This window comes from Kribbella sp. NPDC023855 (assembly GCF_040639475.1).
Lineage (GTDB): Bacteria > Actinomycetota > Actinomycetes > Propionibacteriales > Kribbellaceae > Kribbella.
On sequence record NZ_JBFAAA010000019.1, the window covers coordinates 54324 to 67465 of the forward strand.

Here is a 13142-nt window from a genome sequence, read left to right on the forward strand (position 1 = left end):
GTCGCCCTCCCGTCGAGGCCGTCAGCCGAGGTGGGCGGCGGCGGTGCGGGTGATGCGTTCGAAGTTGGGGGGTTTGATGCCGGGGCCCATTTCGCGGAAGGCTAGGACGCTGACGATCTTGCCTTTCAGGGTGATGGCGTAGGGGAAGCCGCCGTCCTCGCTGCCGGGGTCGGTCGGTAGCGGGTAGTCGTACCAACGCAGGATCTGAGTCGCGTCGCCGAGTGACAGGGCGCGGTTCTCGGTGATCTTCCGGGCGTGGGTGGACGCGGGGACGGCGGCCTTGCAGGACTTCACCGTCTTGATGATCTTGTCGTACGCCGCCCGCGCGGCCTTCGCATCGGAGTACCGCGTGAGCCATTGGCCGCCGGAGGCGTCGAGGTCGGTGGTGAAGTTGCGGCTCAGGGTGCCGAGTGGGTTGTCGCCGCGGGTCGAGCCGCGGCCGCAGATCGGCGTACTGGCGGAACCGGTGGTGGAGACCCAGCCGCGCTTCGGGTCGGCCTTGGCGAGTTCGGCGCCGGTGAGCAGCATCGCGGTGGTCAGCTTGACCGGCTTGCCTGGCGCTGGGGTCGGAGTGGGCGTGGCGCTCGGGCCCGGCGTGGGCTTGCCGGTCAGCGTCGCGGTCGGTTCCCCAGGAGCACTCGGTTGCCCAGAAGCGCTTGGCGTGCCAGAAGTGCTCGGTACGCCGGTGGTGGGCGCGACTGTCGGCGTACCGGCTGGGGCGCCGTTGCCGGACGGCTTCGTGTCGTTGCCGCAAGCCACTAACAGCAGACCCATCGTCGCCATCCCAGCGGCGGCCAGGTGTGCGTGCTTCCATCCCCGTGCGGTCATTTCGGGCCAACCTTCTCGCGATGTGACGTCCTGCTGCAGTGGACGCTAGCGAGAACCGATTGGTTGCCGGGGGATTTCCCGGGTCAGGCGCGGCGGCGGCCGTCCAGGCCGACGGTGGACAGCCGGGCGATCAGGGTCCGCGGAGTGTAGCGCGCCGCGGCGACGACGAGTTTGTAGCGCATCGACGGGATCGAGATCGCCTTGCCGCGCATCAGGTCGGTCCAGGCGGCGTCGACCAGATCGGTGGCGTCCAGCCACAGGAAGGACGGGATGATCGTCTTGTCCATCCCCATCCGGCTGTGGAACTCGGTGTGTACGAAACCGGGGCAGAGCGCCATCACCGCGACGCCCTTGGAATGCAGCTCGATCGCCAGACCGGCCGAGAAGTTCGTCACCCAGGACTTGTGCGCGCTGTAGCTGCCGCGCTGCAGGAAGCCCGCCACCGACGAGACGTTGACGACCGCGCCGGAACCCCGCTCGATCATCGGCAGCACGGCCGCGTGGGTGAGCCGCAGGACGACCCGGACCAACAGGTCGAACTGCTTCTCCTCGACCTCGATCGGGTTGGCCCAGAACGGCTTCTTCTCGCCGAAGCCGGCGTTGTTCACCAGTACTTCGATCGGCCCGGTCCGGAACCGCTCCTCGACGGTCGCCAGCTGCTCCGGCACGGTCAGGTCCGCCGCGAGCACCTCACAGGCGACGCCGTGCAGCCGGGTGATCTCGGTCGCGACCTCGTTGAGCCGCGCCTCATCCCGCGCCACCAGTACGAGGTCGTAGCCCTCGACCGCCAACTTGTCCGCGAACGCCCGCCCGATTCCCGCGGTGGGCCCAGTGATGAGTGCCGTCGCCACAGCTCAGTCCTCCCGTAGATGACGTCGCCCAGTCTGTCACTACTCTGGAGTGATGCTGTGTCATACGGCCCCACCCCACCACCCCGGTCTGGCCGATGTCGACACCTGGGTGCTGGATCTCGACAACACGCTCTACCCACCTGCCTCGGGTCTGGCGGATCAGCTGAACGCGGGGATCCGCGAATACGTGGGCAACTACTTCGGCACCGACGAGGCGGGAGCGCGCCGGATCCAGGCCGAGCTGATCGCCGCTCACGGCACCACGCTGCGCGGCCTGATGACGACCGAGGGCATCGAGGCGGCCGACTACCTCGCCTTCGAGCGCCGGATGGACTACTCCGTACTACGCCCCGACCCGCTGCTGGTGGACGCCATCGCGGCCCTGCCGGGGCGCAAGTTCGTCTACACCAATGGATCGGCGTACCACGCCGAGCAGGCGCTGCCCCGGCTCGGGCTGGCTGATCACTTCGACGACGTGTTCGACATCCTGGCCGGCGAGCTGATCCCAAAACCTTACCCACAGAGCTACCAGCGCTTCGTCGAGCGGTTCTCCATCGATCCTCGCCGCGCGGCTTTCTTCGACGACCTGGCGGTCAACCTGACCGTGCCCGAGGAGTTGGGGATGGCGACGGTCCTCGTCGGCGGCGAGGCCGCACCCGGCACCGCGCAGTACCAGGAGCTGGCACCGCGACGGTGGCGGGTTTGGGACCTCCCCGCCTTCCTTCACTCCTTGACGGCGCCGGCCGTCAGGCCCTCGACGATGTAGCGGCTGGCGAAGGCGAACAGCACCATCGTGGGGACGATCGAGAGCACGGCCGCGGCCGACATCGAACCCCAGTCGATGTTGTAGCTGCTGATGAAGCCGTTCAGCGCGGCCGGGATGGTTCGGTTGCTGTCGCTGTTCATCAAGGTGACCGACAGGAACAGCTCGTTCCAGCAGTTCACGAAGTTGAAGATGTACGACGCCGCGATGCCCGGCGTCATCACCGGGACCAGCACCCGGAACAACGCGGTCAGCCGGGAGCACCCGTCCACCATCGCCGCCTCCTCGAGCGAGGCCGGCACGTTCTCGAAGAAGCCGCGCAGCATCACCGTGCAGAGCGGGATCGAGACCGCGACGTACACCAGCACCAGGCCCCACCGGTTGTCGACCAGGTAGAGCCTCGTCATCAGGATGTAGAGCGAGCCGAGCGCGATGAAGCCGGGAATCATCTGGGTGACCAGGAAGGCACCCATCACCGCGCCCTTGGAGACGAACTCGAACCGCGCGAGCACGTACGCCGCGAGCAGTGCGATCACCGTCGCGAACGCGGCCGCAACCGTCGAGACGATCAGGCTGTTGACCAGGAAGACCGCGAAGTTCGACTGCTCGAACAACCCCTGGTAGTTGGCCAGCGACCAGTCGGAAGGCCAGTACTTCAAGGGATAGGCGAAGATCGTGCCCGGCTCCTTGAACGACGTGACCAGGATCCAGTAGAGCGGGAAGATCGTGATCAGCAGGCACAGGCCGAGTCCGACGAAGCGCGCGACCTTGCCGCCGGTGCTGTAGTCGCGGATCATCTCATCGCCTTCCTGGGACGGATCGACAACAGGTAGAAGATCGCGAACAGCATCAGCACGAAGACCACCATCACGCCCATCGCCGACGCGCGCCCGTAGTCACCCTCCTGGGTCACCTGGATCATGTACGACGTCACGATGTGCGTCTCGTTGGCCGGTCCGCCCCCGGTCATGCCGAAGATCAGCTCGGGTGAGTTGAAGATCCAGATCACCCGCAGCAGCACGGTCAGCGCCAGCGTCGTCCGGATCGACGGGATGGTGATGCTGAACAGCGTCCGGACCTTGCCCGCGCCGTCGATCGCGGACGCCTCGTAGAGCTCCTCGGGCACCGACTGCAGCGCGGCCAGGATCATGATCGCGAAGAACGTCACGCCGTACCAGACGTTCGCGACGATCACCGCGACCATCGCGTACTTCGCGTCGGCCAGCCACGGCACCGGGGTGTCGATCAGGTGCGTCTTCATCAGCAGGTCGTTGACGACCCCGAACTCACCGTTGAACATCCAGCGGAACAGGATGCCGATCAGGAAGCCCGACACCGCCCAGGGGAAGAACACCAGCGCCTGGTAGGTACCGCGGAAGCGGAACTTCCGCCGCAACCACAACGCCATCGTGAAGCCGATCAGGAACTGCGGCACCAGCGATCCGACCACCCAGACGACCGAGTTCTTCACCGTGCCGCGGTACATCTCGTCGTGCAGCAGCGTGCTGAAGTTCTTCAGCCCGACCCAGGAGGTGTCGGACAGGTCGTTCAGGTTGTAGTTGCGGAAGGCCATCGAGATGCCGTTGGCCAGCGGGTAGTAGGTGAACATGCCGACGAACGCGATCGCCGGCAGCATGAACAGGAACAAGGTGAGCGCCGTCCGCCCGGTGAACTGGCGTCGCCGGGTGACCGGCCGCCGCGGCACCGGCTCCAGCTTGGTGCCGCGGCGTTCGGTGTCGGTCAGAGCCATCGGCTCAGTTCCCCGCCCACTTCTTGGTCCAGTACTCGTCCCAGCTCTTCAGGATCTCGGCCGGTTGCGCCTTGCCGGTGATCAGCTTCTGGACGTCGGCGTCGGACTTGTTGCCCCACTCGGTCGACCACGGCACACCCCGCGGCTGGGTGACCACGACGTAGGTGTCCGGCGACGAGTTCATCGCGACGTACGACGCCCACGGGCCGTCCTTGAAGTACGGGTCCTCGGCGGCGCTCTTCAGGATCGGTACCAGGCTGTTCTCCTTGGAGAACGTCATCGCGGACTCACCAGAGGTCAGGAACTTCACCAGTTCGACCGCCTCCTTCTTGTGCGTGCTGCCCTCGGCGACACCCCAGCCCGCGTTGGCCAGCGGCTGGGCCGCCTTGCCGGTCGGGCCGACCGGGAGCGGCGCCGTACCCCACTGGTCTTCCTTGATGGTCTTCGACTCCTTGACCGTCGCGATCACCTCGGGGTCCTGGAGCAGGAAGCCCGTCGTACCGGAGGTGAAGCCCTGCACCATTTCGGGATAACCCCAGCTCACCGCGGACGGCGGCGAGGCGTTCTTGAACAGGTCGACGTACAGGTTGAGCGCGTCGGCTGCCTTCGGCGAGGAGAAAATCGTCTTGCCGCTGGTCAGCTTGAAGGCGTTGTCCTTGTTGATCTCGTCGATCACGTATCCCGAGATGATCGCGACCGCGTTGCCCCCGGCACCGAGGCCGCCGCGGAACGAGTAGCCGTACCGGTTCTTGCTCGGGTCGTTGATCTTCTTGGCCTGCTCGACCAGCTCGGCCCAGCTCTTCGGCGGTCCGCTGAAGCCGGCCTGCTGGACCAGGTCCTTGCGGTAGAACAGCGACAGGCCGTAGAAGCCGTACGGCACCATGTACGACTTGCCGCCCTGCTGGGTGACCTTCAGGGCGTTCTCGGTCAGCGCGTTGAGACCGTCCCAGCCCTTGAGGTCGGGGGCCATGTCGTAGATCCACTTGTTGGTGGAGAACGGGCCGACGGTGGTGTCACGGACCTCCAGCACGTCGACACCCTTGCCGGACTGCAGCATCTGCTGGATCTTCTGGTCCGCGGAGTTGGTCGGCGGTGAGATGAGCTGGACCTTGATGTTGGTGTTCTTCGCCTCGAAGTCGGCGATCAGCTTCTTCAGCAAGGTGGTCCGGGTCGGGTTGGTCAGGCTCTCGACCATCTGCAGCTTCACCTCGCCGCCCTTGCCCTCACCCTGGGCCTTCTCGGCCGGGCCCGGGCCGCAGGCGGCCGCGGCGACGACCATGGCGAACGCGGTCAGAGGTGCGAACATCTGTCGGTAGCGTATTCGGCACTTCTCCTCAGGGGATGTGGGCCAGGGACAATTTTGCTCTGACATCTGATGACTCTTGGAGCGATCTCCGCACACTAGCCAGTTTTGCGCTGAATCGACAAGGACTTACCGACGACGTGACCACAAGTGGTCTGAGGACTTACGCTCTGAGAGGTTTGGTCAACCGGAGCTTCCCGAACCCCGGGGAGCCCGAAGGGGAGGTGCTGATGGCGGCGACGGACAAGGCGCTGGCCGGCCTGCGGAAGATGATCGCGTCCGGTGAGCTCGGACCGGGCGAGAAGTTCCCGCCGGAGCCGGAGCTGTGCGACCACCTCGGGGTGTCCCGCAGCTCCCTGCGCGAGGCCGCGCGCTCACTGGCCGCGCTGGGCGTGATCGAGTCGCGGCACGGCTCGGGCACCTACGTCTCGGCCCTCGACCCGGCCGAGATCATCAGCCGGTTCTCCCTCTCGGTCGAGCTGATCCCCCTCGAAGGGCTCCTGCAACTGCTCGAAGTACGGCGGGTGCTCGAAGCGCACGCGACCGCGGCGGCCGCGGCCCGGCAGGATCCGGCACTGGCCGAACAGCTGGGCGACATCCTCGATCGCCTGGAGGCGACTACCGACGCCACCGAAATCCAGCTTCTGGACGCCGAGTTCCACGGCGCGCTCTGTACTGCGGGTGGGAACCCGACCGTCACGGCACTGACCGGCGTGATCCGCGGGCGCGGCGGGCACTACCGGATCTTCGAACCGGGTGACGACTTCGACGCGATCAAGCAGACCAGCGATCGCGGCCATCGCGCGATCCTCGCCGCCATCACCCAGCGCGACCCGGCCGCGGCCGCCACCGCAGCCTCCGCCCACATCGCCCAGACCGAACTCTGGCTCCGCGCCCTGCGCCCTCAGCCCCAGGTGGTCCTGGACTGACCCTCCCCTAGCCGGCTTCGATTGCGCGGAAATTTCTTTCTTCTGTCGAGATCTTGCAGAGAAAGATCGGTCTGCGTAGTGTCCGGCTCACTCGGCACGCCTGTGGGGCGGCCGTTGAGTTCGAGGGGATGTCTGCCCGTGTCCCGATCTGTCGTTCAGTCCGTCTTCCATCGCCGCCGGACGGTGGTGATCGGCGCCGCAGTGGGCGCCCTTCTCGCAGTACCAGGTCTGTCGACCCGTGCTTCTGCTGAGCCCGCCGCCGCGTTGGCGCCGGTGGTGACTCGGGCAGGGCTTGATCCCGCCTTGGTGCAGGGACGTGGGGCCACTGTGCCGTTCGTCGAGCAGGAGGCGGAGAACGCGGCCACGACCGGCGAGAAGATCGGTCCCGGCCGCGAGGCCTACACCTTGCCCGCCGAGGCGTCGGGGCGCAGCGCAGTACGGCTGACTCAGGCTGGTCAGTACGTCGAGTTCACGCTGTCGAAGCCGGCCAATGCGTTGACCCTGCGCTACAGCATTCCCGACTCCGCGGCCGGCGGCGGGTTGCGGTCGCCGCTCGACGTACTGGTGAACGGCAAGCGCGCGAAGACGATGACGCTGACCTCGGAGTACGCCTGGCTGTACGGCATGTATCCGTTCTCCAACGACCCGAACGTCGACCCGAAGCCGGGTTGGTGGAAGCCGGAGCCAGACCCGGTGGCGAAACCGTTCCGGCCGAACCACTTCTACGACGAGCAGCGACTGGTGCTCGGCAAGACCTACGGCGCCGGCGACAAGGTCCGGTTCCAGCTCCCGGCCGGTACGACGGTGGCGTGGACGGTGCTCGACGTCGCCGACTTCGAACTCGTTGCCCAACCACTGCAACAGCCCGCGAAGTCCTTGTCGGTCAGGCTTTTCGGCGCTGACCCGACCGGGCGGCGCGATGCGGCGCCGGCGATCGAGCGGACGATCGCGATGGCCAAGCGCATCGGGTGGTCGGTGTTCATCCCGCCGGGCACCTACCAGGTCAACCGGCACATCGTGGTGGACCAGGTCACCGTCCGCGGCGCCGGCAACTGGTGGACGATCATCAAGGGCAGGGTGCTGCCACTAGCCGAGCCTGCGCCCGACAAGTCGATCCACAGCGCGCCAGGCTTCTACGGCCGGTACGCCGCCGACGGGGGCAGCACGAAGGTGCACCTGTCCGACTTCGCGATCGAGAGCGACGTACGGGAGCGGATCGACACCGACCAGGTGAACGGGATCGGTGGCGCCATCGGCGGTGGCTCGACGATCCGGAACCTCTACCTGCACCGCACCAAGGTCGGGATCTGGCTGGACGGGCCGATGAGCGGCCTGCTGATCGAGAACAACGTCATCACCGACGCGATCGCGGACGGGATGAACCTGCACCTCGGCGTCTCGCACGTGCGGGCGACCAACAACTTCGTCCGCAACACCGGTGACGACGGCCTGGCGATGTGGTCGGAGGCCAACCCGGACGGGCTGGTCAACCACGACAACGTCTACGACCACAACACCGTCCAGACGCCGACCCTGGCCAACAACATCGCGATCTACGGCGGGCGCGACAACGCGGTGACCGACAACCTGGTGGCCGACCCGATTCGCGAGGGCAGCACGCTGCACGCCGGGTCACGGTTCAACTCGACGCCGTTCGAGGGGACGCTGTCGTTCGCCCGCAACACGACCGTGCGCGGTGGGCCGCGGGACCTGAACTGGAATCTCGGACTGGGCGCGCTCTGGCTGTACGCGTTGCAGTCGACGATGTCGGGGCGGATCGAGGTGACCGACAGTTCGTTCCTGGACTCGACGTACAACGCGTTCCTGTTCGTCGTCGACTGGCCGGTGAAGGACGACTACCGGATCGAGAACGTTGCCTTCCGCAACATCAAGGTCGACGGCACCGGCACGAACGTGGTCAACGCCCGGGTCGGCGGCTGGGCCACCTTCGAGAACGTGGACGCCCGCAACGTCGGCGCCCCGTTCGTCAACAACTGCGGCACCTTCCACTTCACCGGCACCCCGGAGTTCGACGTACGCCTCCTGGGCTCGAGCAACGACGGCAACTGGACCGCGGACGCCGCTCCCCCCGGCCACTGCGAAGACCGCCCCGCCGTCGTCCCACCACCACCCCCGACCCCTTGGCCCTAACCCCAACCAGCGCGGTGGGCCTGCCCCCAGACCACCGCGCACTTCCCGCCCCCGACCCGTGCGGCGGGGGAGCCACCCAGCTCATCCAGCTCGAGCGAGCTGGATGAGCGCCCTGCGGGCCGTGCCTAGCCAGCCCGCTCGGGTTCCAGCGGACCAGCCGCCTCAGTCGGCACAGCCGACATTTCCGCGCCGGGCGCCCCCACCGGAGTGGGCTTGGTGCGGAAGGCGAGGATGAGGACTACTGCTCCTACCAGGGCGATGGCGGCTGCGGTGGCGGCTGCTAGGTGCATGGAGTGGATGAACGAGTCGTTGGCCGCCTGCACCAACTCGGGTCGGCCGAGGGCGGCCGCAGTACGGCGGGTTGCTTCGGCCGATCCGCCTGCGGCCTCGCGAGCACTTTCGGGCAGGCTGGTGAGCGACGACGCGATCGAGTCCTGGTAGACATTCGACACGATCGTCCCCAGCACTGCGATGCCGAGCACGCTGCCCACCTGCCGAATCGCGTTGTTGACGGCCGATCCCGCCCCCATCCGCTCCATCGGCAGGGCCGCCATGATGGCCGCGCTGGTCGGCGCCACCGCAGTACCGATCGCGATCCCCGCCACCGCACCGACCACGCCGAACCAGACCAGCGACGTGTCGACCACGAACGTGAGGTTGAGCGCATGGCAGGCGGCGAACACGGCGAGCGCAGTACCGGAGACCGCCGCGACGCTGAAGCGACGGACCAAGCGAGCACCGACAGCTGATCCGACGACCACACCCATTGCCCCCGGCAACGACAGCAGACCGGCATGCAGGGCCGACATTCCGCGCGCGCCTTGCAGGTAGAAGGTGATGTAGAAGCTCTGTCCGGTGATCGTCAAGAAAAGCGCGGCCATGCTGACATTGCCCGCGGCGAAACGACGGTTGCGGAACAACCGCGGATCGAAACTCGGATTGGCTTCCCGCCATTCGGAGTACAGGAATGCGGTGATCAGCAGTACTCCGGCGACGATGCTGCCCCAGACCTGCCAGCGACCCCAGCCGCCGCTCTGGCCGCCTTCGATCAGCCCGTAGGTGACGCCGAGCAACCCGAGCGTCGACAACGTCAGCCCCAGCGGATCGAACCGGCGCTTGTGCGGGCTGCGCGGATTCGGTACGACGTGGGCCGCGCCGATCAGGCCCGCCGCGACGATCGGCAGGTTGATGAGGAAGACCGAACCCCACCAGAAGTGGTCGATCAGCAGGCCGCCGAGCACCGGCCCGACCGCGACACCGAGACCGGCGGACGCCGACCATGCGGCGATCGCGCCGGCCCGGCGTTCGGGCGGGAAGACCCAGCCGATGATCGCCATCGAGGTCGGCATGATCATCGCGCCGCCGATGCCCATCAACGCGCGCGCCAGGATCAGCGACACCGGGCCGTCGGCCCAGGCGGCCCACGCCGACGAGACACCGAAGACGCTCATGCCCAGCATCAGTACGGTCCGGTGGCCGTAGCGATCGCCGAGCGCGCCGGCCGCGAACAGCGCGGTGGCGAAGAAGAGTGAGTAGATCCCCAGCGCCCACTGCAGCTGGCCGGGGGTGGCGCCGAGGCCGTCGACCGGGTCGGCGAGACGCTCCAGCGCGATCCCGAGCACGGTCGAGTCGATCCAGATCAGGATCGCGGAGACGACAAGAATCGAAAGGATCCGGCGTTGCCGGCGTGGATCGACAGGATGCACCGAAGACTCCTATGATTGACAGGGTCCTGACGGTGATCAGCGTGGCATGATCGTCAGGAACCTGTCAATCACCTTGTCCAGGCAGAATGGCGGTATGGATCCTGTGGAGGAGGCGAGTGGCGGCTGCGTCACCTTCCTGGTGCGCCACGCCTGGCTGAGCATGCGCTCGGCGGTCGCCGCCGCGCTGGCCGAACACGAGTTGTCGGTACCGCAGTACGGCACGCTGCTGATCCTGCGCGACAGCCCCGGCCGGACGATCGCGGAGGTTGGGCGCAAGGTCGGTACTGCGCGGCAGTCCGCCAATGAGCTGATCACCGGGATGGAGCGGGCCGGGCTGATCGAACGGCGGGCCAATCCGGCTGATCGGCGCTCGCAGCAGGTCTATCTGACTGACGCCGGGCATTCCCGGCTGGCGGCGGCGACGCCCGCAGTACAGGCGGTTGAACGCGAGCTGGAGTCCGACTTCACCGCAGCCGACCGCGCCGCGGCCCGCGCCTGGCTGACCCGGATGGTCAACACGGATGTGCCGATCGACGAGCCGTAATCTGAGGTCGCCCGGTGGCCGGGGCCCCGGGCGGCTCAGGCGAGGGCGATGGCGACGATGCCTGCCAGGACGATCGCGCTGCCCACCAGCCGGCGTGGCGCCCCGGCCTCGCCCAGTACTAACCACGCTGCCAGCCCGCTGAGCACGATGCTGACCTCGCGGGCCGGCGCGACCAGGCTCACCGGCGCGAGCCGCATCGCGAACAGCACCAACAGGTACGCCGCCGGCGACAACAGGGCGACGATCCAGATCTCCCGGCGGCTCTCCGCCCAGAGCAGCCGCACCTGCTCGCGGTGGCGGAGCGCATGCGGGGTGAGCAGCAGGCTCTGCAGCAACGAGGCTGCGCCGAAGTAGATCAATGGAGGAATGCCGATCTCCGCCACGGAGTAGGCGTCACCCAGGGTGTACGCCGCGATCAGCGCGCCCGTCGCCACGCCGTACCCGATCCCGGCGCGAACACTGCGCCTGGTAGCTGCCCGGCCTGCGCTGATGGTCAGCACCCCGATGATGATCAGCCCGGCACCGGCCAGCCCGATCGGCCCCGGACGCTCATCGAGCAGCAGGACAGCCAGGACGACCGCCAGCAACGGGCCGGTGCCGCGCGCCAGCGGGTACACGAGCGACAGGTCGCCCACGTCATACCCGCGCTGTAGCACAACGCCGTACCCGATGTGCAGCACAGCAGTGACGCAGATAGCGACCAGCCAACTCCACTGGGGTCGCGCGTTCGTCGTGGCCACCGCGACGACGAGCGCCGGGAGCATCAGGACGCCGGCCGCCGTGTAGTACGACCACACGAACAGCGGCCCACCTCGCCGCACCCGCTTGGCCGCAAAGTTCCAGGCGGCGTGCAGAACAGCCGCTACGAGGACCAGGGAAAGTGCTGTGACATCCACCGAAGACCCTTCAGGCGTCCGCGCACGCGGACAACCAGGTCCTCCAGGCTTTTGTCCCGTCAGATGACCGGCGCGGCGTCCGGCCGCCCCGGCTGTGCCGCTCGGACCTGCCCCGCCAAACCCTGATTACCCTCACACGGACCGGCAGCGGAACCCTAGGCACTTGGCCACGATCCTAACCCGGCAGGGGCGCGCGGGGCAGGTTAGGGTCGGAGGCATGCGTGAACATGCTCGGCGGTTGCAGGGGCTCGGAACGACGATCTTCGCGGAGATGTCCGCGCTGGCGGTGCGGACCGGATCGGTGAACCTGGGGCAGGGATTCCCCGACACCGACGGACCGGACTCGCTGCTCGAGGACGCGGTCGCCGCTATCCGCGCAGGCGCGAACCAGTACCCGCCCGGGCGCGGCATCCCCGCCCTGCGGCAAGCCATCGTCGACCACCAGCAGCGCTTCTACGGGTTGACGTACGACCCGGACACGCAGGTGCTCGTCACCACGGGCGCCACCGAGGCGATCGCCGCCTCCCTGCTCGCGTACGTCGAACCAGGCGACGAGGTGATCGCCCTCGAGCCGTACTACGACTCGTACGCCGCATGCATCGCGATGGCCGGCGGACACCGCGTGCCGGTCACCTTGCGCGCTCCCGACTTCCGGCTCGACCTGGACGAGCTCCGCGCCGCCGTAACGCCCCGCACCAAGGTGCTGCTGATCAACTCCCCGCACAACCCGACCGGCACCGTGCTGGACGACGCGGAACTCCGCGGGATCGCCGCGATCGCGGTGGAGCACGACTTGGTCGTCATCACCGACGAGGTCTACGAGCACCTGATCTTCGACGGCCTGCAGCACCGGCCGCTCACGGCGTACGAGGGAATGGCCGAACGAACGGTCTCGATCGGCAGCGCGGGCAAGACCTTCTCGGTCACCGGCTGGAAGATCGGCTGGGTCACCGGCACGCCGGAGGTCGTCACCGCGGTGAACACCGCGAAGCAGTTCCTCACCTACGTCTCAGGCGCACCCTTCCAGCCCGCCGTAGCCGGAGCCCTTGCCCTAAGCAACGACTATTTCGATTCCTTGATCGCCACCATGCAGGCCAAACGAGACCTCCTCTGCGACGGCCTCGAGTCACTCGGCTTCGGCGTACACCGCCCCCAAGGCACCTACTTCGTCACCACCGACATCCGCCCCCTCGGCCACACCGACGGCATCGAGTTCTGCCGCATGCTCCCCGAACGCACCGGCGTCGTAGCCATCCCCCACCAAGTCTTCTACGACAACACCGAAGCAGGCCGCCCCTTAGTCCGCTGGGCCTTCTGCAAAAAACCAGAACTCCTCCAAGAAGCCCTAACCCGCCTAACCAAACTCTGACCTGCCCCACACTGCCCCGAGACAATCGATCCAGTCATGTGCAACACTCGGA

Annotated in this window: 12 protein-coding genes; 5 read left to right on the top strand and 7 right to left on the bottom strand. The window is 67.4% G+C overall.

The features are described from left to right. Positions 1–21: 21 nt before the first annotated feature. Together AB0F51_RS37460 and AB0F51_RS37465 are read right to left on the bottom strand one after the other, a co-directional pair. Positions 22–828, bottom strand: a complete 807-nt coding sequence (locus AB0F51_RS37460) for a hypothetical protein (RefSeq protein ID WP_360288195.1) — start codon at positions 826–828, stop codon at positions 22–24. An 83-nt stretch (positions 829–911) separates the two neighbouring features. Continuing rightward, on the bottom strand, positions 912–1679 hold the full coding sequence (locus AB0F51_RS37465; RefSeq protein WP_360288196.1) for an SDR family oxidoreductase: 768 nt from the start codon (positions 1677–1679) through the stop codon (positions 912–914). Between the two features lie 52 nt (positions 1680–1731). On the opposite strand from AB0F51_RS37465, the gene AB0F51_RS37470 reads away from it, so the two are divergent. Then, positions 1732–2445 carry a pyrimidine 5'-nucleotidase gene (locus AB0F51_RS37470; protein WP_360288198.1) on the top strand — a complete coding sequence of 238 codons (714 nt, stop codon included), beginning with the start codon at positions 1732–1734 and terminating at the stop codon, positions 2443–2445. Here AB0F51_RS37470 and AB0F51_RS37475 read toward each other — a convergent pair. Genes AB0F51_RS37475 through AB0F51_RS37485 form a run of 3 tightly spaced genes read right to left on the bottom strand, consistent with a single transcriptional unit; the run spans position 2403 to position 5498 of the window. Next, positions 2403–3239, bottom strand: coding sequence for a carbohydrate ABC transporter permease (locus AB0F51_RS37475; protein ID WP_360288200.1), 837 nt, complete (start codon positions 3237–3239; stop codon positions 2403–2405). The genes AB0F51_RS37470 and AB0F51_RS37475 overlap by 43 nt on opposite strands. Next, a complete protein-coding gene (locus AB0F51_RS37480) occupies positions 3236–4192 on the bottom strand; it encodes a sugar ABC transporter permease (RefSeq protein ID WP_360288202.1) in 957 nt (318 codons plus the stop codon). The genes AB0F51_RS37475 and AB0F51_RS37480 overlap by 4 nt, the downstream gene beginning before the upstream one ends. A 4-nt stretch (positions 4193–4196) precedes the next feature. Next, the gene (locus tag AB0F51_RS37485) at positions 4197–5498 is read right to left on the bottom strand and encodes a sugar ABC transporter substrate-binding protein (RefSeq protein ID WP_360288204.1); all 1302 of its coding nucleotides are present in this window, start codon (positions 5496–5498) and stop codon (positions 4197–4199) included. A 227-nt stretch (positions 5499–5725) separates the two neighbouring features. On the opposite strand from AB0F51_RS37485, the gene AB0F51_RS37490 reads away from it, so the two are divergent. Both AB0F51_RS37490 and AB0F51_RS37495 read left to right on the top strand, forming a co-directional pair. Beyond that, the gene (locus AB0F51_RS37490) at positions 5726–6424 is read left to right on the top strand and encodes an FCD domain-containing protein (RefSeq protein WP_360288206.1); all 699 of its coding nucleotides are present in this window, start codon (positions 5726–5728) and stop codon (positions 6422–6424) included. Positions 6425–6562: 138 nt separating this feature from the next. Next, positions 6563–8575: a glycosyl hydrolase family 28-related protein gene (locus AB0F51_RS37495; RefSeq protein WP_360288208.1), complete on the top strand. Its 2013-nt coding sequence runs from the start codon at positions 6563–6565 to the stop codon at positions 8573–8575. Between the two features lie 125 nt (positions 8576–8700). On the opposite strand, the gene AB0F51_RS37500 is transcribed toward AB0F51_RS37495, so the two are convergent. Further along, on the bottom strand, positions 8701–10281 hold the full coding sequence (locus tag AB0F51_RS37500; RefSeq protein WP_360288210.1) for an MFS transporter: 1581 nt from the start codon (positions 10279–10281) through the stop codon (positions 8701–8703). Positions 10282–10375: 94 nt separating this feature from the next. Here AB0F51_RS37500 and AB0F51_RS37505 point away from each other — a divergent pair, with 94 nt between their 5' ends. Continuing rightward, entirely contained in the window at positions 10376–10825 is a 450-nt protein-coding gene (locus tag AB0F51_RS37505) for a MarR family transcriptional regulator (protein WP_360288212.1), read from the top strand. Positions 10826–10860: 35 nt separating this feature from the next. On the opposite strand, the gene AB0F51_RS37510 is transcribed toward AB0F51_RS37505, so the two are convergent. Further along, complete coding sequence (locus tag AB0F51_RS37510; protein WP_360288214.1) at positions 10861–11721, bottom strand: DMT family transporter; 861 nt, start codon at positions 11719–11721, stop codon at positions 10861–10863. A gap of 217 nt (positions 11722–11938) precedes the next feature. Here AB0F51_RS37510 and AB0F51_RS37515 point away from each other — a divergent pair, with 217 nt between their 5' ends. Next, positions 11939–13090, top strand: a complete 1152-nt coding sequence (locus tag AB0F51_RS37515) for a pyridoxal phosphate-dependent aminotransferase (protein ID WP_360288215.1) — start codon at positions 11939–11941, stop codon at positions 13088–13090. The last annotated feature ends 52 nt before the right edge of the window (positions 13091–13142 follow it).

Excerpts from the sequence above, each read along its gene's own strand:
- AB0F51_RS37505 (WP_360288212.1), top strand. The coding sequence starts at position 10,376 with ATGGATCCTGTGGAGGAGGCGAGTGGCGGCTGCGTCACCTTCCTGGTG.
- AB0F51_RS37485 (WP_360288204.1), bottom strand. The coding sequence starts at position 5,498 with ATGTTCGCACCTCTGACCGCGTTCGCCATGGTCGTCGCCGCGGCCGCC.
- AB0F51_RS37475 (WP_360288200.1), bottom strand. The coding sequence starts at position 3,239 with ATGATCCGCGACTACAGCACCGGCGGCAAGGTCGCGCGCTTCGTCGGA.
- AB0F51_RS37460 (WP_360288195.1), bottom strand. The coding sequence starts at position 828 with ATGACCGCACGGGGATGGAAGCACGCACACCTGGCCGCCGCTGGGATG.
- AB0F51_RS37515 (WP_360288215.1), top strand. The coding sequence starts at position 11,939 with ATGCGTGAACATGCTCGGCGGTTGCAGGGGCTCGGAACGACGATCTTC.
- AB0F51_RS37470 (WP_360288198.1), top strand. The coding sequence starts at position 1,732 with ATGCTGTGTCATACGGCCCCACCCCACCACCCCGGTCTGGCCGATGTC.
- AB0F51_RS37480 (WP_360288202.1), bottom strand. The coding sequence starts at position 4,192 with ATGGCTCTGACCGACACCGAACGCCGCGGCACCAAGCTGGAGCCGGTG.
- AB0F51_RS37490 (WP_360288206.1), top strand. The coding sequence starts at position 5,726 with ATGGCGGCGACGGACAAGGCGCTGGCCGGCCTGCGGAAGATGATCGCG.